The following is a 22606-nucleotide window of genomic DNA, read 5'->3' on the forward strand; positions in this document are numbered from 1 at the left end:
GTTCTCCTCAGGCACGGGCCGGCAGCAGGCCGCGCGGGCGTACCAGCAGCACCAGGGCCATGACGATGTAGGCGCTGGCGGAAATCAGACCGCCGCTCAGGGTGCCGCTGGTTTCGCTGGGCAGCAGTTGGTCCAGCAGCGGCGGAATGTAGGCACGGCCCAGGCTGTCGACCATGCCGATCAGCAAAGCGCCCACCAAAGCACCCCGCACCGAGCCAACACCGCCGACGACGATAACCACGAAGGTGGTGATCAGGATCTTCTCGCCCATGCCGATCTCCACTGACAGCAGCGGTGCCGCCATGAAACCGGCCAGGCCGCACAGTACGCACCCGAATACGAAAACCAGGGTGTACAGACGGGCGATGTTGACGCCCAGCGCGCCGACCATTTCGTGATCGTCTGCACCGGCACGAATGAGCATGCCCAGGCGCGTGTGGTTGATCAGCAGCCACATGCCGAGCGCCACCACCAGCCCTGCGGCGATGAACAACAGCCGGCTGACCGGGTACATCAGCCCGGGCAGCACTTGGACAAAACTTGAATACCATTCGGGCGTGGGCATCGCCGGTGGGCTGCGGCCGAAGATCACGGTCAGTAATTCGTTGCTGAAAAATACCACCGCCAGGGTCGCCAGCACCTGATCCAGGTGATCGCGTTTGTAAAGGCGGCGCATGATCGATAATTCGATCAGCGCGCCGTAACAGGCTGAGCCGATCAGTGCGGCCAGGCCGCCAAGCCAGAACGAGCCGGTGGCCATGGCGGTGTAAGCGGCACAGAAGGCACCGACCATGTAAAAAGCGCCGTGGGCCAGATTGATCACGCCCATGATGCCGAATATCAATGTCAGGCCTGAGGCCAGCAGAAACAGCAAGGCGCTGTATTGCAGGCCGTTGAGAATCTGTTCGAGCAATAGCATTGCTGCGTTCCTCATGAAAACGCCCCGCAGTTGTGCTGCAGGGCGAGGACGGGATTCAGGTGCCGGTCAGATCGCGCACTGAGCGGCGTAGCTGTCGACGTGGCGTGTCGCCAGGGTCTTGATCGGCACTTCGATCAGCTTGCCGTCGGGGCCAGCCTGCACCTGCAGCAGGTACCAGTCGATCACCGGGTGCCGGTTTTGGGCGAAGCTGAAGTCACCGCGAATGGAATCGAACTTGACGTTCTTCATGGCGGCGCGGAAGGCCGCCTGGTCTTTGAGATTGCCCTGGGAGGTTTTCAGGGCCGCGCCGATCAGCCGTGCCGTATCGTAGGTCTGGGCGGCATACACCGTCGGGACACGCTTGTATTTTTCTGTGAAGGCTTTGATGAAGGCCTGGTTGGCCGGGTTGTCTGATTGCGGGTTCCACAGCGTGACGATGTTGGTGCCCTTGGCCACATCGCCGGTGGCGGCGAGCATGCGCTCATCCATGGAGAATACCGGCACTATCATCGGTATTTGCGCCGACAGGCCCGAGCCGCCGTATTGCTTGGCGAAGTTGATGCCGCCGCCACCCGGGTGAAACTGGAAGATCGCATCCGGCGCCAGCGCACGCACGCGTGCCAGTTCCACCGAGAAGTCCAGCTGATTGAGCTTGGTATAGATCTCGGTCACTTCACCTTTGAAGGTGCGCTTGAAACCGGCCAGCGCGTCACGGCCTCCCTGGTAGTTGGGCGCCAGGATCACCATCTTCTTGTAGCCCAGCTCATTGGCGGCGACACCGGCCATTTCGTGTGGGGTGTCGTTCTGGTAGGAGCCGACAAAGTAGTTGGCCATGCACTTTTCACCGGCAAGGGTCGAAGGCGCGGTGTTGTTGCTGACGTAGAAAGCGTCTTTGGTGGTGGTATTGATCACGGCCGCCAGCACGTTGGAAAAAATCACCCCGGTATACAGAGAGACGCCATCCAGGCTCATGCGGTCGGCGATCTGCTTGGCCTTGGCCGGTTGCAGGCCATCATCTTCCACGATCAGTTGCACCGGCACACCGCCGAGCTTGCCGCCTTCCTGATCGATCGCCAGCTGGAAGCCGTCTCGCGAGTCTTCTCCCAGGTAGCCGGCGGGGGTGGAGAGGGTGGTGATGAAGCCGATTCGGACAGGTTCCACGGCCTGTGCAGCGGATGCTGCGCAGAGGGAGGTTGCCAGAAATGCACGCAATACCAGATTTTTCATGAGGCGGCCTATGAAGTAGGTCGTGCCAACGCACGATAGATGTCGATGAGGGCAGTGATTCAGTGTTCGGTCGGGCCGATTGATTGTTGTTATGGGGGCGCTGTGTCAGCTGTTGCTCTCGGTGAACTTCTCCAGGTAAAGACGGCTGTGATCCAGGCCGTGCTGCTGGCGCCAGTCCTTGATCGACTCGACCATAGGCGGCGGGCCGCACAGGTACAGGTCGAACGGCTGGTCGCGCAGTTCGGCCAACTCCAGGTGTTCGGCGATATAGCCGGTCTTGCCCGACCAGTCAGGGTTGGAGTTACTGACCACCGGCGTGAAGCGAAACCCCGGGATCCGTGCGGCATAGGCCTCGATGCGCGACAGCTCACACAGGTCCGCGGCCTCGCGTACGCCGTAATACAGGTGTACCGGGTGATCGCAGCCGTGCTGGTCGGCTATCTGGTCAAGCATGCCAAGGAACGCCGACAGCCCGGTGCCGCCGGCCACCATCACCAGCGGGCGGTCGATGTGGCGCAAGTAGAAGGCACCCAGCGGCGCTTCCATGTGAATCACGTCACCGACCTGGCAACGATCGCGCACGTAGTCGGTCATCACGCCGCTGGGTAGCAGGCGAATGAGGAATTGCAGGTTGCTGCTGCCCGGCGCGCAGGCAAAGGAATACGAGCGGCGATGCTCGGTGCCCGGTACTTGCAGGCGAGCGTACTGGCCCGGCAGGTAGTCCAGCGCCGCGCCCGCTGCGCCGACTTCCACGTGCACGATGGCGGTGGTCGGGGAGACCTGTCGCACCTCACTTACGGTGCCTTGCAGGCTGCTCGGGCCGCTGCTGCCGCAAAGGCTCGAGTCGAAGTCGAAGTAGAACGCAGCATCCGATTGCACGCGCGTCTGGCAACTCAGCACCTTGCGTTCGGCCAGGTCGCTGGCCGACAGCGCTTCATCGTCCACGTAGTCCTGGGTGTACTGCCCGGATTCACAGCGGCCCTGGCAGGTCGCGCAAACCCCTTCGCGGCAATCCAGCGGAATCTTGATCCCGCTGCGCAGGGCCGCGTCGAGCAGGATTTCATTGTTCTGCACGTTGCAGAAAAGTGTTTTGCCATCGGCGAAACTGAAGGCGACCTTGTACGTCATGAGCGTTAATCCGCAGGGTTCAGAGATGGTAGAAATCGAGCACGGAGTTGATCGTGTCGTTGAGCAGAACCACGTGTTTGCGGACGATCTTCCAGCTCTCGCCGTCGGGGCGCAGGCGGTAAGTGGCGCGGCCGAAGAACTGCTCGGCGGTTTGCATGCGGTAATACAGGGTGTTCCAGTTGACGTGCACCTCGAGCTCATCATCCTGCAGCGGCGCGATGCGCACGTTGCTGATCAGGTGCAGGGTGCGCGGCATCGGAATGGTCGACGCCGCCTTGCCCGTGCGAATGCGGAACACCCGGTCTTCCAGGCCGCCCCGATTGGGGTAATAGATCAGTGACATGCCTTTTTTCGGGTCAGTGGTGTAGACATGCTCGGAATCCCATTGCGGCAGGTGAAATTCGCTGTCCTCACTGAACATGGCCAGGTAGGTGTCCCAGTCCTGGGCATCACAGGCCTCGGCGTTGCGATAAAGAAATTGCTCGATGCGGTATTGCAGTTGCGAATTCATGTTTCACACCTCACGCAGTTTCAACGGTTGTTGTTCGGCCGCCTTGCGCGCCAGGCCTTCGAGCAAAAAGCGCTGCCAGTTGGCGTGCTGATTGACGTACAGGCCTTCATGGGTGAATTCGGTGCCGGTCAGTGCCGGAGCGATACCAATGGTTTCGCTGTTGCGGGTGGCGCCCTTGACCCACTTGCCTTCGCCGCGGGAAATGTCACTCCAGCGTTCAAGGCGGGCCTGGAAACCGCGTTGGGCTTCACGGAACTCCACCAGATCATCGGGGGTACCCATGCCGGAGACGTTGAAGAAGTCTTCGAACTGACGAATACGGTTTTCCCGATCGGTATCCGACTCGCCGACGACCCCCAGGCAGAAGCTGTTGATCTCGGTCTTGTTCCAGGCCAGTGGACGGATGATCCGCAGCTGTGAGCTGATCTGGTCGAGGAAGAACATGCTCGGGTAGACATTCAGGTTGCGCAGGCGATGCATCATCCACTCGGCCTTGCCTTGGCCATGTTCCTTGACCAGTCGCGGCATGATGCTGGCGTAACCCGGGCGCACGGCCGGGTTGGGCATGTCGCTGAACAGCACGCTGTGGCCGTTGTGGAAAGCGAACCAGCCGTCGTCGGTTTCCTTGTCACCGGCGCCCAGTTTGCTGTAGTCCAGGGTGTCGCTGGCGGTCAGGCCTTTCTCGGCATTGACCTGCTGGCGGTGCTGCACGGTGGCCACGTAGTTGTAATGGACGGTGCTGACGTGATAACCGTCCAGGCCGTTCTCGTTTTGCAGTTTCCAGTTGCCGTCATAGGTGTAGGCCGATTTGCCCGGCAGCACTTCGAGCTGACCGGTTGGCGACTGGGCCACCATCATGTCGAAGAACACCTTGGCGTCACCGAGGAAGTCCTCCAGGGTGTCGGTGCCATCCACGTTCAGGCTGACGAACACAAAACCGTTGTAGCTTTCGATACGAGCCTTTTTCAGGCCGCGGGTCGCCTTGTCGAAGCCTTCGGGGTATTCGCCCGGCGCCTTGACCTTCACCAGGCGGCCATCGCTCTTGTAGCACCAGGCGTGGAAAGGGCAGGTGAAGGTCGACTGGTTGCCCTTGCCGACGCGGGTGAGGGTGGTGCCGCGGTGCTGGCAGGCGTTGATCAGGGCGTTGAGACGACCTTCACCGTCGCGGGTGATGATCAGCGGCTGGCGACCGGCACGCAGGGTCATGAAGTCGTGATTATTGGCGATTTCGCTTTCATGGCAGGCGTAGATCCAGTTCTTCTCGAAAATCAGTTCCATTTCCAGATCGAAAAGTTCCGGGTCGGTAAACATATCGCGGGCAATACGATAAACGCCGTCTTGCGGGCGGAAGTCCAGGCAACTTTCTATATAGCTTTTCCACTGTTCGATACTTCGTGCAGTTGTCATTTCCCAGTCCTCGGCCAATGGGCTAATTCACGCCTTCATTTAATGACGGGGTGGCGAACAGGGTCTATCCGCTTAATAGTGGAAACTCATCCGGAAAATAAGCCCTGATCCTCTGTGGTTAGCGGTATGACCCAGTAATCATTGGGTTTTTACGCGCCGGCTGGCTGAGCAAATGGCTATTTGTCTTCCAGTAACGGGATAGCCGCTGATGAACTTGTTGCGGCTTAATCTCGATCCAAGCACCACCAGAGTGTCTCGCTTCAGGTCAGTAAAAACTGCCATTGCTAAAGGCCTTGGGTTCTGTGCCAGAAGTGCCTTCTATTTATGTGTTGCTCTATAAGCAGCAGGGGAAGAAATAATATGTTGGATAAAGCGTGGCTGGTTCGTGGAGTTCAAACATTTGGTTTGTTGGCGCCATTGTTGGCACAGGCGGATGTGGTCAATGACAGCAAGCTGACGCTGGGCACCCGAAACTTTTACATTGATCGGGATTACAAGGAGAACAACCCACCCCATTCTCGAGTGGGCAGTTGGACCCAGGGTTTCGACCTGCGTTTCGCCTCCGGCTACACCGAAGGCCCGGTGCAGTTCGGCCTCGATGCAGAGGGTCAGTATGCCTATCGTCTGGACGGCGGAGGCGGGCGCGGCGACGACACCATCATCCCTTACAGCCAAAGCCGTCAGGAGCAGGCCGATGAATACGGCCGCGGCGGTGTGACGCTGAAGATGCGTTATTCGAAAACCGAGCTGAAAGTCGGTGAGCTGCGGCCGTTTCTGCCGGTGGTGATCATTGACGATTCGCGCCAACTGGTCACGACCTATCGCGGTGCCTTGCTTGAGTCCAAGGAGGTCGACCGTCTGACATTGACCGCCGGACGGCTGACGGAGATCGGGGCGCGTAACTCCTCCAACTACGAAAAGCTGTACCTGCAGACCGGTTCCGGCGTGCGCCACGGCAGTGACGGCCTGAACCTCGCCGGTGCCAGCTATGCCTTGACGCCCTCGCTGACCGGTACCTACTTCTACGCGCAACTGGAGGACATCTATCAGCAACACTACCTGGGCATTACTCATCTGGCAGACCTGGGCGACGGTTATGGGCTGAAGACCGACCTGCGTTACTTCAATAACAACGAAGACGGCGACGCACTCTACGGGGACATCGACAACCGCTCCTACGGCGCCATGACCTCGCTGAAAAAAGGCGGGCACCGCTTCGGTGTGGGATACCAGCGCATGCTTGGCGACAGTAACTTCCCGACCCTGGGTGGTTATGTACCACAGCCGTTTCTGGTGAACTGGTCGCGCGTGGGGTTCATCAAGCCCAACGAGAAATCCTGGCAGGTTCGTTATGACTACGATTTCGCCGCCCTCGGCGTGCCCGGCCTGAATTTCATGACCCGCTACTTCAAGGGTACGTCGGTGGACCGTGGCGACAACCTCAGCCAGGCAGCGGAACAGGAGCGCGATCTCGTGCTGTCTTATGTGGTGCAAAGCGGTCCGCTCAAAGGCGTGGGTGTAGAGGCCGGAAACGTTGTCTCTAAATTCAGTCACGGCAACGACTGGGCGGAGAACCGCTTGATCACCACCTACACCTGGAAATTTTGGTAACGTCCTGCCCTCAAATCGAACGCGGTTGTGCGCTGAAGTGACGCCTTGGGTAGCGCATTACCCATGGCGTTGACCATGGCCGGCACCGTTGCTGTGCGCATCAACACCGCTCAACGCGTTCGATATCCAGATAGTTTCCGATTACTAGCCAAAAAATGCGGATATCGCCTGTTCGCACCGGCTGGGCATAGCCCTTGCAGACCCAATGTAAATACGCGCCGAAGAGCGTGTCGATGTCTATTGCCGTGGGTGTACTGAGATGACCGAACCAAATGTTGCCCAGTTTCGAGATATCCGCATAGATCGCTACGACCTGGCCGGTGCCCGTGCGTGGATGGCAGGCATTTGCGGGCCGCACGAACTGCAGACGAGCCAGCCAAACCGGATTCAGTTTCACCACAAGGCCAATGTATTCAAATCCATGTCCACGACCTTGGGCCGAATGGAATACGGCACCGACGTGACCATCGGCGTCGAGGATGCCGAACACCTGAATTGCTACAGCCTCAGCCTGCCGATTCGCGGCGAGCAGGAGCTGATCAAGGACGGCCGTCGTTTGTACTCCAGCCAGGACCAGGGGCTGATCGTGACGCCCCATGAAACCCAGGCACTGACCATGGCCGGCGACTGCCACAAGATCTCCGTGGTGATCACCCGCATGGCCATGCGCCAGACCCTGGAAGGCATGCTGCAACGCCCGCTGGAAATGCCGTTGAAATTCGAGCCGGTGATGGACGCCGTCAACGGTGCCTCTGCCTCCTGGTGGCGGCTGGCCCGTTACTACATCGATGAGCTGGAGCGCGGTCACGATCTGTTCAATCAGGTGTATTTCACCCGCGATATCGAAAGCGCGATGATAAAGGGACTTATTCTTTCCCAGCCCAACAACTACAGTGCCGAGCTGCGCGACCAACTGGGCGCCAAGTTGCCGTACTACCTGGTACGCGCCAAGGACTTCATCGAAAGCAACGCCCGCGAAGACATGCACCTGGAAGACATCGAGGCGGCGGCAGGTGTGTCCCGCTTCAAACTGTTCGAAGGCTTTCGCAAGCATTTCGGCGTCTCGCCCATGGCGTACCTGAAAAAATTTCGCCTCGGCGCCGTGCGCCAGGAAATCCTCGAAGACGCCTCGGTACGTAACATTTCCGTGATCGCTATGTGCTGGGGGTTCTCGCATCTGGGTCGGTTTGCCAGCGAGTACCGCAAGCTGTTCAACGAAACGCCCAGTGCCACCCTGCAACGCAGCGAAGCCCGTCGCAATCGGTCGCTTTGAGATGACGACATTACAAGCCGCCACCGCCAACAGCGTAGGTCTGAACCTGTCGCTGATGTGCCGCGAGCCGGTTTTTACCAGTCGCTCGGCGCAGGAAACCCAGCGCTTGATGGGGCAAGCGCTGGTGGAACATGAGCTGGATTGGCCACGTGGCGGCGTTGATACGGCGTTCTATCGCGGCCAGGTCGCCAGCTGCGAGCTCTATGCGCTGCGCTACGGCGGCCAGGTAGAAATCCGGCCGCAACCATTCGAAGATTTCGTGTTGGTCCAGATGCCCTTGCGCGGCAAGGCCACCCTTGAGTCCGACGGCATGGGCTATGGCGTGAGCCCCGGAGAAGTGGCGATTCTGTCACCGCGTGAACACGCGAGAGTGGTGTGGGAAGAGGGGTGTGAGCAACTGATTCTCAAACTGCCCCGGACCTTGCTCGATGCCGGCCAGAGGGCGCTGGCCGATGACTTGCCGTCTGACTTCACGTTGGCGCCGGTCAGCCGCTTGCAGCGCCCACTGGCGATACGCTGGTTTCGTCTGGTGAGCGAGTTGCTGGAGCACTTGCCCGAGGGCGAGGCGAGCGCAACGCCTTCACGCTGGTTACAGCATCTGGAGCAAAGCCTTCCGCTGTTTCTGCTCAGCCATTGTGGTGTTGCGCAACAGGCGTCGCCTTCGCCGCGCCAGCCCGCCCGCCAACTGCAAAAAATCGACAGCTGTATGCGCGATCACCTTGCGCAGGGCATCACCCTGGCTGAATTGGCGGTTGCTGCCGGGGTGAGTATTCGTAGCCTGCACACGTTATGCCAGCGCGAATACGGTCAAAGCCCGATGGACCGTTTGCGCGGATTACGGCTTGAAGCCGCTCGGGATTACTTGCTGGCGCGGCCGCACTCCAGTGTGACTGAGGTGGCGCTGGAGTTCGGGTTCGGACATGTGGGGCGGTTTGCCAATTATTATCGGCAGCGGTTTGGAGAGTTGCCGAAGCAGACGATGAAGTCTCAGGCATGAGCAGGAAATGCCAAAACGAAAAAACCCGCCAGAAGGCGGGTTTTTCGGGGGGTTCAGAGATCTTTGAAGCCTTCTCTGGAACCTTATATGGCTCCACGACCTGGACTCGAACCAGGGACCCAGTGATTAACAGTCACTTGCTCTACCAACTGAGCTATCGCGGAATGGCGTCTATGTTACTGATTCAAAAAGAGAAGTCAAGCGCGTGTTGGCAAAATCGGGATGGATGGCGGTTTATCGGTGATTGGCGGTTACCGGATTCGCTTGCGGAGGCTAACATGGCTGCCCGGAAGTGGTAACACGCGCTACCGGCCATTCGCCGAAAAGGTACGCGCCATGACTTGCTTGACCCCGACAACACCTCGCAACAACGAGGTGTTCGCATGAGCATTGCTCAAATCAGTCTGCCCAAAGGTGTCGGCCCTCATGCCGAAAAGCTGTTCGACGCCATTACACAGGCCAGCAACGCCGAGGAGTTGAACCGTGCAGGCGGCAAGGCCGAGGGCTTTGTCCTGGGCCTGGAAAGCACCAAAGCGATCAAGAGCCAGGTCGCCGAGTCGCTGTACGTTGCCTTTGACGACGCAGCCAGCCAGCGTGCGATCGAACTGGCTTAACCGCCGAAGGTAATTGTGCCGAGCATCAGCTTGGCGTAAAGCGCCGTGGCACCCAGTTGTACCAGCCACAGGGCCAGGCCGCCAAGAAAGACACCGGCAGCGACTTGCATGACCAGGTTGTTGCCGCGTTTGGCGGGCGCGCGGGGGCTGAAGCGATCCAGGTCATCCAGGTCATCGCGGTCGGCGCGAAGGTCATCGTTTTTCATATCGTTCTCGCAAGAATTCCAGGGTCTACACAAAACCCGTGGGAGCCGGCTTGCTGGCGAACAGGCCAGAATGTTCGACATTGGTGTCGGCCGGCCGCCATCGCCAGCAAGCCGGCTCCTACAAGGTTTTGTGTGCAGTCTAAGGGCTTGGGCCGGGAATTGAGCGATCAACAAGACAAATAAAAAACGGGAAGCCCATAGGCCTCCCGTTTTTTGTCTCACGGTGCGGTTCAGATCACCTGAACGATAGCATCCGTAACCGCCTTGATGTTGCTCTGGTTCAGCGCAGCCACGCAGATGCGGCCGGTGTCCAGGGCATAGATGCCGAACTCGTTGCGCAGACGATGAACCTGCTCAACGCTCAGGCCGGAGTACGAGAACATGCCGCGCTGACGACCAACGAAGCTGAAATCGCGATGCGGCGCGTTTTTCGCCAGGGTGTCGACCATCTGGATGCGCATGCCGCGAATGCGCAGGCGCATTTCGGCCAGTTCGGCTTCCCATTGAGCACGCAGTTCCGGGCTGTTCAGTACTGCAGCGACGATGCTTGCACCGTGGGTCGGCGGGTTGGAGTAGTTGGTGCGGATCACGCGTTTGACTTGCGACAGCACGCGCGCGCTTTCTTCTTTCGATTCGCTGACGATCGACAGTGCGCCAACGCGTTCGCCGTACAGCGAGAACGATTTGGAGAACGAGCTGGAAACGAAGAAGGTCAGGCCCGATTCAGCAAACAGGCGCACGGCGGCGGCGTCTTCGTCGATGCCGTCGCCAAAGCCCTGGTAGGCCATGTCGAGGAACGGCACGTGGCCTTTGGCTTTCACCACGTCCAGCACGTTGTTCCAGTCCGCCGGGCTCAGGTCTACACCGGTCGGGTTGTGGCAGCAGGCGTGCAGCACAACGATCGAGCCGTTTGGCAGTGCGTTCAAGTCTTCCAGCAGGCCGGCACGGTTTACGTCGTGGGTGGCGGCGTCGTAATAGCGATAGTTCTGCACCGGGAAACCCGCGGTTTCGAACAGGGCGCGGTGGTTTTCCCAGCTCGGGTCGCTGATCGCAACGACGGCGTTCGGCAGCAGTTGCTTGAGGAAGTCCGCACCGATTTTCAGGGCGCCAGTACCGCCAACGGCCTGGGTGGTGATCACGCGGCCAGCGGCGATCAGCGGCGAGTCATTGCCGAACAACAGTTTCTGCACGGCCTGGTCGTAGGCGGCGATACCGTCGATTGGCAAGTAGCCACGGGAAGCGTGTTGAGCAACGCGAATGGTTTCGGCTTCGACAACGGCGCGCAGGAGTGGAATTCGCCCCTCCTCGTTGCAGTAAACACCGACCCCCAGGTTGACCTTGTTGGTACGGGTATCGGCGTTGAATGCTTCGTTGAGGCCCAGGATTGGATCGCGTGGTGCCATTTCGACAGCGGAGAACAGGCTCATTATTGCGGCGGCTCTGAATGGAAAATGGAGGGACGTGTCGCGCTCCAGCCGAATGCACTAGAGCGGTGCACAAACGGGGAGCTAGTATAGAGGCCATCGGCGATTGATGGCGACAGGCGAATCGGCTTTTACGTTAAGTTTTTCCGATTATTTTTCGACCGTTAGTCGATTGTGGTCGTCAAAGTCTTTACGCGTTATAGGACGTTTGCCTTGAAAGCTCCGGCAATCGGCACCACATTGAGCGCAATCCAGTTTTTTCCTCGGGCGACAATGGTCGTTTGCGGTCTTTCTCGTTCGTGTCGGTTTGCCGGCAAGAGTGATCCAGAGGTATTTCATGTCTGAATTCCAGCTAGTCACCCGTTTCGAGCCCGCCGGCGATCAGCCGGAAGCCATTCGCCTGATGGTCGAGGGCATCGAAGCCGGGCTGGCGCACCAGACGCTGCTCGGTGTGACCGGCTCGGGCAAGACCTTCAGCATCGCCAACGTGATTGCCCAAGTGCAGCGTCCGACCCTGGTGCTGGCACCAAACAAGACCCTGGCGGCGCAGTTGTACGGGGAATTCAAGGCCTTCTTTCCGAACAACGCCGTGGAGTATTTCGTCTCCTATTACGACTACTATCAGCCTGAAGCCTATGTGCCGTCCTCGGATACCTTCATCGAGAAAGATGCCTCGATCAACGATCACATCGAGCAGATGCGCCTTTCCGCGACCAAGGCATTGCTGGAACGCAAAGACGCGATCATCGTCACCACGGTCTCGTGCATCTATGGTCTGGGCAGTCCGGAAACCTATCTGAAAATGGTGTTGCACGTGGATCGCGGCGATCGGCTCGATCAGCGTGAATTGCTGCGGCGCCTGGCGGATCTGCAATACACCCGCAACGACATGGAATTCGCCCGTGCCACCTTCCGCGTGCGCGGCGATGTGATTGATATCCACCCGGCTGAATCTGATTTCGAAGCGATCCGTATCGAGCTGTTCGACGACGAGGTGGAAAGTCTGTCGGCGTTCGATCCATTGACCGGCGAAGTCATCCGCAAGCTGCCGCGCTTCACCTTCTACCCGAAAAGCCACTACGTAACACCACGGGAAACCCTGATGGGTGCCGTAGAAGGGATCAAGGAGGAATTGAAGGAGCGCCTGGAGTACCTGCGTTCCAACAACAAACTGGTCGAGGCACAGCGCCTTGAGCAGCGCACCCGATTCGATCTGGAGATGATCCTCGAACTGGGCTACTGCAACGGCATCGAAAACTATTCGCGCTACCTGTCCGGCCGCGAAGCCGGCGCGCCGCCGCCAACCCTTTACGATTACCTTCCGGCCGATGCTTTGCTGGTAATCGACGAATCTCACGTCAGCGTGCCGCAGGTCGGCGCAATGTACAAAGGCGACCGATCGCGCAAGGAAACCCTTGTGGAATACGGCTTCCGCCTGCCGTCGGCGCTGGACAACCGGCCGATGCGCTTTGATGAGTGGGAAAGTATCAGCCCGCAGACGATTTTCGTCTCGGCGACGCCAGGCAACTATGAAGCCGAACACGCAGGCCGTGTCATTGACATGGTGGTGCGTCCGACCGGGCTGGTGGACCCGCAAATCGAGATTCGCCCGGCACTGACCCAGGTCGACGACTTGTTGTCGGAAATCAGCAAGCGTGTGGCGGTCGAAGAGCGGGTGCTGGTCACCACGCTGACTAAGCGCATGGCCGAGGACTTGACCGATTACCTGGCCGATCACGGTGTGCGAGTACGCTATCTGCACTCGGATATCGACACCGTGGAGCGGGTCGAAATCATCCGCGATTTGCGTCTTGGCACCTTCGATGTGCTGGTCGGTATCAACCTTCTGCGCGAAGGCCTGGACATGCCGGAAGTCTCGCTGGTGGCTATCCTCGATGCGGACAAGGAAGGCTTCCTGCGGTCCGAGCGTTCGTTGATCCAGACCATTGGCCGGGCAGCGCGTAACCTCAATGGTCGGGCGATCCTGTATGCCGACCGCATTACCGGTTCCATGGAGCGCGCGATCGGCGAAACCGAGCGCCGTCGCGACAAGCAGATCGCCTTCAACCTGGCAAACGGCATTACGCCCAAAGGTGTGTTCAAGGACGTTGCCGACATCATGGAAGGTGCCACCGTACCGGGTTCGCGCAGCAAGAAGCGCAAGGGCATGGCCAAGGCCGCCGAGGAAAACGCCAAATACGAAGCCGAACTGCGCTCGCCGGGCGAGATCGCCAAGCGCATCAAAGCCCTGGAAGAGAAGATGTATCAGCTTGCTCGGGATCTGGAGTTCGAAGCGGCGGCGCAGATGCGCGACGAGATTGCCAAGTTGCGCGAGCGGTTGATTACCGTTTGATTTGCAGTGCCTGATCCGGCCTCATCGCGGGCAAGCCCGCGATGAGGCCAGTCAGGGCGGTACAAAAACCAGTTAGTGCGCCTCGCCAGCCTTCAACCCCTCCGGCAATTTCTTGGTCAGCAACACCGCAACCATGCTGATCCCCAGCACGATCCCGACAAAATGAAACGCGTCGTTGTAGGCCATGATCGACGCCTGCTGATGGGCGATCTCACTGAGCTTGCCCAGTGCCGCGGTTTCATTGCCCAATCGATCACTCAGCGAAGCGATGCGCTCGGCGACCTGCGGATTGCTCGGCACCAGGGCTTCGCGCAAGTAATCAAAGTAAACCTTGGTCCGTTCATCCAGCAGCGTGGCGAGGAGGGCGATGCCGATGGCGCCGCCGAGGTTGCGCAGGATGTTGAACAGGCTCGACGCCGATCCCGCGTCCTGCGGAAGAATGTACGCCGTAGCGATCAACGAAATGGTGACCATGATCAGCGGCTGGCCGAGGGCGCGGATGATCTGGATCTGATTGAACTGCGGCCCGGCAAAGTCCGGGTTCAGCACGCCCGAGGAAAAACTAGCCAGTCCGAACAACCCGAAGCCCAGCGTGCACAGCCATTTGGGCGAGACGTACTTCATCAGCTTCGGCACCAGTGGAATCAGAAACAGCTGCGGCACGCCCATCCACATGATCACTTCGCCGATCTGCAAGGCGTTGTAGTTCTGGATCTGCGCCAGATACAGCGGCAGTAAATAGATCGAGCCGTACAATCCGACTCCCATCCCGATGCTGGAAATGCTCGATAAGCCAAAGTTGCGATTGCGCAGGATGCCGAGGTTGATCAGCGGATTGGGTCTGGAAGTCTGCACGATGACGAAAGTGATCAGGCTGATCAGCGCGATGCTGCCCAGGGCCACGATCAGGTTCGATTCCAGCCAGTCCTTGCGATGACCTTCTTCCAGAAACACCTGCAAACAGCCGAGCCCCACGCCGAGGGTGAGAATGCCGGCGTAGTCGGTGCTTTTGAGCAGTTCCCAGTGCGCTTCTTTCTTCTCCAGGCTGTACATCAGGCCGGCGATCATGAGCAGGCCGGGTGGAACGTTGATATAGAAGATGTATTCCCAGCCCCAGTTTTCCGTCAGCCAACCGCCAAGAGTCGGGCCGATGGAGGGCGCGAAGGTCGCCGTCATGGCAAACATGGCCATGCCTTTGGCGCGGTGATGCTCCGGGAGTTTGATCAGGGTCAGGGTGAAGGCCAGCGGGATCAGTGCGCCGCCGGTAAAACCCTGCAAGGCGCGAAACACGATCATGCTTTCCAGGCTCCACGCCATGGAGCAGAGCAGGGAAGCGACCAGAAACCCGAAGGACACCCACACCGCCAGGCGCCGCGCAGACAACAGCTGCACCAGCCACGCGGTCAACGGAATCATGACGATCTCGGCCACCAGGTACGAGGTGGAAATCCACGAGCCTTCTTCCAGGGTCGCCGACAACGCACCCTGAATGTCCTTGAGCGACGAGTTGGTGATCTGGATGTCCAGCACCGCCATGAAGGCGCCGAGCATCACGCTCATCACCGCAATCCAGTCCCGCCGGCTCGGTTCTCCGACCGGGCGGATCAGTTGATCACCGGCCATCGTCAGGGGCGTCTTTGATGCTCACTTTTGCGCTGATGTCTTGCGGGGCGTCCTTGATGTTCACCTTGGCGGTGACCGACATGCCCGGACGAATCTTGCCGCGCAGCGGATTGTCCGCAGCGAAGGTCAGTTTGACCGGAATCCGTTGTACAACTTTGGTGAAGTTGCCCGTGGCATTGTCCGGCGGCAACAGGCTGAACTGCGCGCCGGAAGCGGCAAACAGGCTGTCGACCCGGGCTTCGATAGGCGTATCGCCATAGGCGTCGAAAGTCAGCTCGGCTTTCTGGCCAGGCTGCATGTGGCCGATCTGGGTTTCCTTGAAGTTGGCCTGAATCCAGATGTCTTCGTCCGGCACGATCGACAACAGATAGGCGCCGGCCTGCACGACTTGCCCGTTGCGCGCGGCACGCTGGCCGATCAGGCCGCCGATGGGGGCGTGGATTTCACTGCGGGTCAGGTTCAGTTCGGCTTGGGCCAGGTCGGTTTTGGCATTGGCGATCTGCGCGTCGAGGCGTTTGATCTCGGCGTTCAGCGCGTTGACTTGCTGGCGCTGGCTTTGTGCGTCGGCCTGGGCCTTGGCCACTTGCGAGCGGGCAATGTGATTGTCGGCAGAAAGGCTGGTCACCCGTTCTTCAGAGATGTAGCCGGGTTTGCGCAAGGTTTCGGCGCGAGTCAGGTCGATTTGCGAGCGTCCCAGGCTTGCCTGGCTTGACGCGACTTGTGCTTCGCTGGCGGCAATCAGGCTGGCTTGCTGAGTCAGCTTGCTCTGGGCTTGCAGACGTTCGGCCTGGCGGGTGGCGAGGGCTGCGTTGGCGCGGTCGACGGCGAGTCGGAAGTCATCACCTTCGAGCCTGATCAGCAGTTGGCCTTTCTCGACATGCTGGTTGTCCTGCACCAGCACCACATCGATGCGCGCGCCCAACTGGCTGGACACACGGGTGATTTCACCCTGGACGTAGGCGTTATCGGTGCTTTCATAAAAGCGACCGTTGAGAAACCAGTGAGCAAACAGCCCCCCGGCAATCAACAGGACAATCAGCAGGAAGGTAAACAGGCGGCGCTGGAGTTGGGCAGGCATGGGGCAAACTGTAGTCGATAAATTGTAAGAGAAGTTAACAGCTCGCAAATCTGTCATATAGCCGATAAGCGGTAAATGCCATTCACTGATGTTCGGCCATTCAGCGCTCCATACCGGCCTTCCAGTCGCAACCTTGGCTTAAATGCCCTGTTCACTGGAGCCGGGCGGGTGTCGCCTGTTACCATTCGCGCCTTGTTTGAAATTCGCTTTTTATTCTTTTCGAGACATGCCATGACCACCGTCCGCACTCGCATCGCGCCATCGCCTACCGGGGATCCCCACGTAGGTACCGCTTACATCGCATTGTTCAATTACTGCTTTGCCAAGCAGCATGGCGGTGAGTTCATCCTGCGGATCGAAGACACCGACCAGTTGCGTTCGACCCGCGAGTCCGAACAACAGATCTTCGACGCCCTGCGCTGGCTCGGTATCGACTGGAGCGAAGGCCCGGACGTCGGCGGCCCGCACGGGCCTTATCGTCAAAGCGAACGCGGCGATATTTATCAGAAGTACTGCCAGCAACTGGTCGACATGGGACATGCCTTCCCGTGCTTCTGCACCGCCGAAGAACTGGACCAGATGCGCGCCGAGCAAATGGCTCGCGGTGAAACCCCGCGTTACGACGGCCGGGCGCTGTTGTTATCCAAAGAAGAAGTCGATCGTCGCCTGGCAGCAGGCGAGCCGCACGTAATCCGCATGAAAGTGCCAAGCGAAGGCGTCTGCGTGGTGCCGGACATGCTGCGCGGTGACGTTGAAATTCCGTGGGACCGCATGGACATGCAGGTCCTGATGAAGACCGACGGCCTGCCGACGTACTTCCTGGCCAACGTGGTCGACGACCACCTGATGGGCATTACCCACGTATTGCGCGGCGAAGAGTGGCTGCCATCGGCACCGAAGCTGATCCTGCTCTACGAATACTTCGGCTGGGAACAGCCGGAGCTGTGTTACATGCCGCTGCTGCGTAACCCGGACAAGAGCAAGCTGTCAAAACGCAAGAACCCGACCTCGGTGACCTTCTACGAGCGCATGGGCTTCATGCCGGAAGCGATGCTCAACTACCTGGGTCGCATGGGCTGGTCGATGCCGGACGAGCGCGAGAAGTTCTCGCTGCAGGAAATGGTCGACAACTTCGATCTGAAGCGAGTCTCCCTCGGCGGGCCGATCTTCGACATCGAGAAACTGTCGTGGCTCAACGGCCAATGGCTGCGTGACCTGCCGGTTGAAGAGTTCGCCGCGCGCGTGCAGAAGTGGGCGCTCAATCCTGAATACATGATGAAGATCGCGCCACACGTGCAGGGTCGGGTTGAAACCTTCAGCCAGGTTGCCCCGTTGGCCTGCTTCTTCTTTGCCGGTGGTGTAAACCCGGATGCCAAGCTGTTCGAATCCAAGAAGCTCTCGGGCGATCAGGTTCGTCAGTTGATGCAGTTGATCCTGTGGAAACTTGAAAGCCTGCGTCAGTGGGAGAAGGACAGCATCACTGCGACTATCCAGGCCGTGGTCGAATCCCTGGAGCTGAAGCTGCGTGACGCGATGCCGCTGATGTTCGCTGCGATCACCGGTCAGGCCAGCTCGGTGTCGGTGCTCGATGCGATGGAAATCCTTGGGCCGGACCTGACCCGTTTCCGTCTGCGCCAGGCCATTGACCTGCTGGGCGGCGTTTCGAAGAAAGAAAACAAGGAGTGGGAAAAGCTGTTGGGCTCTATCGCCTGATCCCACAGGGTTGACCTGTAGGAGCCGGCTTGCTGGCGAAGCGACCTTGCGGCCGCCATCGCTGGCAAGCCAGCTCCTACAGTTGGGGAAAACCCCTGATTTGTCGGGGGAGGGCGGTAAGTGATTGTTATGTCGGCAAAAAATTTTAGTTTTTTTGCAAAATAAGTTTGACAGGCTTTCGATACACCCTTAAGATTCGCCCCGTCCTCAGCGATGACATCAACGATGAGGGGCTATAGCTCAGCTGGGAGAGCGCTTGCATGGCATGCAAGAGGTCGACGGTTCGATCCCGTCTAGCTCCACCAATTTACACTTCGAGGTCTGGCCACACCGGCCTTGAAGCGATCAGCACTCAGCGTTGATCTGTTGTATAGAAGGGTTTGCGTCCCCTTCGTCTAGTGGCCTAGGACACCGCCCTTTCACGGCGGTAACAGGGGTTCGAGTCCCCTAGGGGACGCCAGTTTTACAGAAGTGATGTTGCAAGATGTCACTCCGCCGAGAGGCGAAAAATCCGGGGCTTTAGCTCAGCTGGGAGAGCGCCTGCATGGCATGCAGGAGGTCAGCGGTTCGATCCCGCTAAGCTCCACCAATTTTACAGTTCAAGGTCTGGCCACACCGGCCTTGAATCGATCAGCACTCAGCACTGATCAGTTGTATAGAAGGGTTTGTGTCCCCTTCGTCTAGTGGCCTAGGACACCGCCCTTTCACGGCGGTAACAGGGGTTCGAGTCCCCTAGGGGACGCCACGATTACCCGCTCTGCGGGATTTTATAAGGGTCATTCAATTATTGAATGGCCCTTTTGTTTGTCTGGCGTTTGGCCAAATCTCCCCTATCTCTTTCAAACTATTCTTCAGACCAGCGGTCACATCCACGACTTGCGGAAAATTATTATGAGAATAATATTCTAGTCGTAATATTCGGAGGCAACGATGAACGATAAAAAAGCTCAAACCCGCGAACGCATCCTCAAGGCCGCCAGCGCAGCGCTGATTCAGCGTGGCCCGGCCGAACCGAGCGTGGGCGAGGTGATGGGCGCGGCGGGCCTGACGGTCGGCGGTTTCTACGCGCACTTCGAAAGCAAGGACGCCATGATGCTGGAGGCCTTCAGGCAATTGCTCGGTCACCGACGTGACCTGATTGCCGACATGGATGCTGAACTGACCGGCGAAGAGCGTCGTGCGTTGGTGGCAGCGTTCTATCTGTCTCGCAAGCATCGCGACTCCTCCGAATCAGCCTGCCCGATTCCTGCATCAGTCGGTGAGCTTGGCCGACTGCCGGATGCCTTCCGTGAGGCTCTCAATGAGCACATGGAATTGATGGTCGCGCAGTTGGCGGCCAGCCCTGAAGAAACTGATAAAGCCTTGGCCGACATGGCCTTGATGGTGGGTGGTCTGGCTCTGGCGCGGGCGCTGGGGCCGGGAGAATTGTCCGATCGATTGCTGCGCGCCGCCAAATCGGCAGTGCGTTGACCTGAAGGCTGCGGCCTGGGGAGAATGCGATGAGCACGTTGAAGTGGGTTCGTGGCGTTAATGGTACCTTGGGCTGGTTTGCACCGAGGCTGGTCGCAAGCAAAATGCGCCTGGCCTACATGACACCGCGGGACCTGCCGCCGCGTGATTGGGAATTGCCACTGCTGGCCAGGTCCGAACGCATCACTTTGCGTTTCGGCCTGTCAGCACTGCGCTGGGGGCAGGGGCCTGCGGTGTTGCTGATGCATGGTTGGGAAGGGCGCCCGACGCAGTTCGCCAGCCTGATCACGGCGCTGGTCGATGCCGGTTATTCGGTCGTAGCGTTGGATGCTCCGGCTCACGGGCGCTCACCGGGCAGCGAAGCGAATGTGGTGCTGTTCGCCCGTGCCATGCTTGAAGCCGCCGCCGAACTGCCACCGCTGCAAGCGGTCATTGGTCATTCCATGGGGGGCGCCAGCGCAATGCTTGCGGTGCAATTGGGGCTGCGCACAGAGACACTGGTCACCATTTCCGCCCCGGCCCGCCTTCTTGGCGTTTTGCGCGGGTTCGCCCGCTATGTGGGTTTGCCCCCCAAGGCTCGTTCAGCCTTCATTCGTCAGGTCGAGAATGATGTCGGCATGCGCGCTGCGATGCTCGATGTCGCTCACTATCAACTCGACATGCCCGGCCTGATTGTCCATGCCGAGGATGATCACCTGGTCGCTGTTCAGGAATCGCAACTGATCCATGAGGCGTGGTTCGACAGTCGTCTGATGCGTCTGCAAGAGGGCGGGCATCAGCGCGTACTGGCCGATCCTCAGGTCATTGATGGGGTGTTATCACTGCTGGCCGGTCGCAGTCTGCAATCGCGCCAATCGGCCTGAGCATCCGTTACACTGCTCCAGTCGAAACTATCTGACCGGAGTGGGGCATGGGCTGGGATCGGGAAACGCCATTTATCATTGATCTGCAAGTGGGCGCCGAGGACATCGATGGGTTGGGCCATGCGAACAACGCGGTGTACGTGACCTGGCTCGAACGTTGTGCCTGGCGCCACTCCCAGCGGCTGGGGCTGGATCTGGTCGAGTACCGTCGACTGGACCGCGCCATGGCGGTGGTGCGACACGAGATCGATTACCTGGCGGCGGCCTACGAGGGAGACGAGTTGCAGTTGGCGACCTGGATCGTCGACTGGGATGAGCGCCTCAAGATGACCCGACACTTTCAGTTGGTTCGCCCGAGCGACAACACAACGCTGTTGCGCGCACAGACCACGTTCGTTTGCATCGAGTTGTCCACGGGCAGACCCAAGCGTATGCCGCCAGAATTCATTGAGGGTTATGGCCCGGCATTACAAGTCCCTGCCTGACACAATCCTTGTAGGAGCTGCCGAAGGCTGCGATCTTTTGATTTTGCTTTTTGAAGATCAAAAGATCGCAGCCTTCGGCAGCTCCTGCGGGGGGAAACCTGTAAACTGCCGCACGTTTTTCCTTGAGTGTGTTTTTCATGCAAATTGCTTTGGCGCCCATGGAGGGGTTGGTCGACGACATCCTGCGCGACGTGCTGACCCGGGTGGGTGGCATCGATTGGTGCGTGACCGAATTCATCCGGGTCAACGACCAGTTGCTCACGCCGGCCTATTTCCACAAGTTCGGCCCCGAGTTACTCAACGGCGCTCGAACCGCGTCTGGCGTGCCGCTGCGCGTTCAGTTGTTGGGTTCCGACCCGGTGTGCCTGGCGGAAAACGCGGCGTTGGCCTGCGAGCTGGGCTCCGAGGTGATCGACCTGAATTTCGGCTGTCCGGCCAAGACCGTCAACAAATCCCGTGGCGGCGCGGTGTTGCTCAAAGAGCCTGAGCTGCTCAACCAGATCGTCGAACACGTTCGTCGCGCCGTGCCCGCGCACATTCCCGTCACTGCCAAGATGCGCCTGGGCTTCGACAGCCCGGACGGTTCGTTGGTCTGTGCCACGGCTTTGGCCGAAGGTGGTGCCGAGCACATCGTGGTGCACGCGCGGACCAAGGTTGATGGTTATAAACCGCCCGCTCACTGGGAGTGGATTCCCCGGGTACAAGACGTGGTCAAGGTCCCGGTGTTCGCCAATGGTGATATCTGGAGCGTCGAGGACTGGCGCCGTTGCCGCGAAATCAGCGGCGTGGAAGACATCATGCTCGGCCGCGGTCTGGTTTCGCGCCCGGATCTCGCTCGACAGATTGCTGCTGCACGTGCCGGTGAGGAAGTGGTCGAGATGACCTGGAGCGAGCTGCTGCCGCTGATCCAGGACTTCTGGCTGCAAGCCAGGGCGCAGATGACAGCACGTCAATCTCCGGGCCGCCTGAAACAATGGTTGGCGATGCTGACCCGCAATTATCCCGAGGCGGCAGAGCTGTTTTCCGTCCTGCGACGTGAGACGGAGCTGGATCAGGTTTCGCGTCTGCTGGGTTTGCAGGTGGCCGAAGCGGCCTGAAAAAATCTTCAAAAAAACCTCTTGAAATGCAATCAACGGTCCTTATCTAAGGGTTACGCGATGCCGAATTCGGGTCGCGGAGATAAAAAACCTTGCTGATTGTTTTCAGGAGATTTGAACCATGAGTACTGCATTTTCCCTGGCACCACTGTTCCGTTCCTCGGTAGGTTTCGACCGTTTCAACGACCTGTTCGAAACCGCCCTGCGTAACGAGCCAGGCAGCACCTACCCACCCTATAACGTGGAAAAACACGGCGACGATCAATACCGCATCGTTGTAGCGGCCGCCGGCTTCCAGGAAGAAGATCTGGAGCTGCAGGTCGAGAAAGGTGTGCTGACCATCAGTGGTGGCAAGCGTGACGCCAACGAAGGCGTGACCTTCCTGCATCAAGGCATTGCCCAGCGTGCATTCAAGCTGTCCTTCCGTCTGGCGGACCATATCGAGATCAAGGCTGCCGGTCTGAACAACGGTCTGTTGAGCATCGACCTGCTGCGGGTAATTCCTGAAGAGGCGAAAGCCAAGCGCATCCCGATCAACGGGACGCAAAAGCCAGCTCTGCAACACTAAGCCAGAGCTAGAAAAGGGCGCCATCGGCGCCCTTTTTTT

At 59.1% G+C, this 22606-nt stretch carries 20 protein-coding genes and 5 tRNA genes; 15 read left to right on the forward strand and 10 right to left on the reverse strand.

Annotated elements, in window-relative coordinates:
• Positions 1–7: 7 nt before the first annotated feature.
• The 5 genes from AD668_RS10070 to antA form a co-directional block, all read right to left on the reverse strand.
• Entirely contained in the window at positions 8–919 is a 912-nt protein-coding gene (locus AD668_RS10070) for a branched-chain amino acid ABC transporter permease (protein ID WP_053157813.1), read from the reverse strand.
• A gap of 66 nt (positions 920–985) precedes the next feature.
• A complete protein-coding gene (locus tag AD668_RS10075; protein ID WP_053157815.1) occupies positions 986–2146 on the reverse strand; it encodes an ABC transporter substrate-binding protein in 1161 nt (386 codons plus the stop codon).
• 105 nt (positions 2147–2251) lie between these two features.
• On the reverse strand, positions 2252–3274 hold the full coding sequence (gene antC / locus AD668_RS10080) for an anthranilate 1,2-dioxygenase electron transfer component AntC (RefSeq protein ID WP_053157818.1): 1023 nt from the start codon (positions 3272–3274) through the stop codon (positions 2252–2254).
• 19 nt (positions 3275–3293) lie between these two features.
• Positions 3294–3785, reverse strand: coding sequence for an anthranilate 1,2-dioxygenase small subunit (antB, locus tag AD668_RS10085; RefSeq protein WP_053157822.1), 492 nt, complete (start codon positions 3783–3785; stop codon positions 3294–3296).
• Between the two features lie 3 nt (positions 3786–3788).
• A complete protein-coding gene (gene antA / locus AD668_RS10090; protein ID WP_053157825.1) occupies positions 3789–5192 on the reverse strand; it encodes an anthranilate 1,2-dioxygenase large subunit in 1404 nt (467 codons plus the stop codon).
• Between the two features lie 360 nt (positions 5193–5552).
• Between antA and AD668_RS10095 the strand changes: the two genes are divergently transcribed.
• The 3 genes from AD668_RS10095 (at position 5553) to AD668_RS10105 (ending at position 9073) form a co-directional block, all read left to right on the forward strand.
• Complete coding sequence (locus tag AD668_RS10095; RefSeq protein ID WP_053157828.1) at positions 5553–6803, forward strand: OprD family porin; 1251 nt, start codon at positions 5553–5555, stop codon at positions 6801–6803.
• A 259-nt stretch (positions 6804–7062) separates the two neighbouring features.
• Positions 7063–8076, forward strand: a complete 1014-nt coding sequence (locus AD668_RS10100; protein ID WP_172681815.1) for an AraC family transcriptional regulator — start codon at positions 7063–7065, stop codon at positions 8074–8076.
• A 1-nt stretch (position 8077) separates the two neighbouring features.
• Complete coding sequence (locus AD668_RS10105) at positions 8078–9073, forward strand: AraC family transcriptional regulator (RefSeq protein ID WP_053157831.1); 996 nt, start codon at positions 8078–8080, stop codon at positions 9071–9073.
• A gap of 88 nt (positions 9074–9161) precedes the next feature.
• On the opposite strand, the gene AD668_RS10110 is transcribed toward AD668_RS10105, so the two are convergent.
• A tRNA-Asn gene (locus tag AD668_RS10110) sits at positions 9162–9237 on the reverse strand.
• A gap of 219 nt (positions 9238–9456) precedes the next feature.
• Between AD668_RS10110 and AD668_RS10115 the strand changes: the two genes are divergently transcribed.
• Positions 9457–9687 carry a hypothetical protein gene (locus AD668_RS10115; protein WP_053157835.1) on the forward strand — a complete coding sequence of 77 codons (231 nt, stop codon included), beginning with the start codon at positions 9457–9459 and terminating at the stop codon, positions 9685–9687.
• On the opposite strand, the gene AD668_RS10120 is transcribed toward AD668_RS10115, so the two are convergent.
• Together AD668_RS10120 and AD668_RS10125 are read right to left on the reverse strand one after the other, a co-directional pair.
• Positions 9684–9893, reverse strand: coding sequence for a hypothetical protein (locus AD668_RS10120; protein ID WP_053157838.1), 210 nt, complete (start codon positions 9891–9893; stop codon positions 9684–9686). The two genes, AD668_RS10115 and AD668_RS10120, sit on opposite strands and share 4 nt — an antisense overlap.
• A 230-nt stretch (positions 9894–10123) precedes the next feature.
• A complete protein-coding gene (locus AD668_RS10125; protein WP_053157841.1) occupies positions 10124–11320 on the reverse strand; it encodes an amino acid aminotransferase in 1197 nt (398 codons plus the stop codon).
• Between the two features lie 334 nt (positions 11321–11654).
• Between AD668_RS10125 and uvrB the strand changes: the two genes are divergently transcribed.
• On the forward strand, positions 11655–13670 hold the full coding sequence (uvrB, locus tag AD668_RS10130; RefSeq protein ID WP_053157844.1) for an excinuclease ABC subunit UvrB: 2016 nt from the start codon (positions 11655–11657) through the stop codon (positions 13668–13670).
• Between the two features lie 72 nt (positions 13671–13742).
• On the opposite strand, the gene AD668_RS10135 is transcribed toward uvrB, so the two are convergent.
• Both AD668_RS10135 and AD668_RS10140 read right to left on the reverse strand, forming a co-directional pair.
• Complete coding sequence (locus AD668_RS10135) at positions 13743–15233, reverse strand: MDR family MFS transporter (RefSeq protein WP_172681817.1); 1491 nt, start codon at positions 15231–15233, stop codon at positions 13743–13745.
• Between the two features lie 49 nt (positions 15234–15282).
• Positions 15283–16371: an HlyD family secretion protein gene (locus AD668_RS10140; RefSeq protein WP_053157850.1), complete on the reverse strand. Its 1089-nt coding sequence runs from the start codon at positions 16369–16371 to the stop codon at positions 15283–15285.
• A 231-nt stretch (positions 16372–16602) separates the two neighbouring features.
• Between AD668_RS10140 and gltX the strand changes: the two genes are divergently transcribed.
• The 10 genes from gltX (at position 16603) to AD668_RS10190 (ending at position 22567) form a co-directional block, all read left to right on the forward strand.
• On the forward strand, positions 16603–18084 hold the full coding sequence (gene gltX / locus AD668_RS10145; RefSeq protein ID WP_053157853.1) for a glutamate--tRNA ligase: 1482 nt from the start codon (positions 16603–16605) through the stop codon (positions 18082–18084).
• A 229-nt stretch (positions 18085–18313) separates the two neighbouring features.
• Positions 18314–18389: transfer RNA gene (locus AD668_RS10150), tRNA-Ala, on the forward strand.
• A gap of 79 nt (positions 18390–18468) precedes the next feature.
• Positions 18469–18544: transfer RNA gene (locus AD668_RS10155), tRNA-Glu, on the forward strand.
• A gap of 53 nt (positions 18545–18597) precedes the next feature.
• Positions 18598–18673 (forward strand) — tRNA-Ala (locus AD668_RS10160).
• 80 nt (positions 18674–18753) lie between these two features.
• A tRNA-Glu gene (locus AD668_RS10165) sits at positions 18754–18829 on the forward strand.
• Positions 18830–19014: 185 nt separating this feature from the next.
• Positions 19015–19554: a TetR/AcrR family transcriptional regulator gene (locus AD668_RS10170; RefSeq protein WP_053157856.1), complete on the forward strand. Its 540-nt coding sequence runs from the start codon at positions 19015–19017 to the stop codon at positions 19552–19554.
• 29 nt (positions 19555–19583) lie between these two features.
• A complete protein-coding gene (locus AD668_RS10175; protein WP_053157859.1) occupies positions 19584–20417 on the forward strand; it encodes an alpha/beta fold hydrolase in 834 nt (277 codons plus the stop codon).
• Positions 20418–20464: 47 nt separating this feature from the next.
• Positions 20465–20902, forward strand: a complete 438-nt coding sequence (locus AD668_RS10180; RefSeq protein WP_053157862.1) for a thioesterase family protein — start codon at positions 20465–20467, stop codon at positions 20900–20902.
• Positions 20903–21039: 137 nt separating this feature from the next.
• Positions 21040–21999 (forward strand): tRNA-dihydrouridine synthase, encoded by a 960-nt coding sequence (locus tag AD668_RS10185; RefSeq protein ID WP_053157865.1) that lies wholly within the window; start codon positions 21040–21042, stop codon positions 21997–21999.
• A gap of 121 nt (positions 22000–22120) precedes the next feature.
• Positions 22121–22567, forward strand: coding sequence for an Hsp20 family protein (locus tag AD668_RS10190; protein ID WP_053157868.1), 447 nt, complete (start codon positions 22121–22123; stop codon positions 22565–22567).
• The last annotated feature ends 39 nt before the right edge of the window (positions 22568–22606 follow it).

The sequence above is a fragment of the Pseudomonas sp. P1.8 genome (assembly GCF_001269805.1).
Classification (GTDB): domain Bacteria; phylum Pseudomonadota; class Gammaproteobacteria; order Pseudomonadales; family Pseudomonadaceae; genus Aquipseudomonas.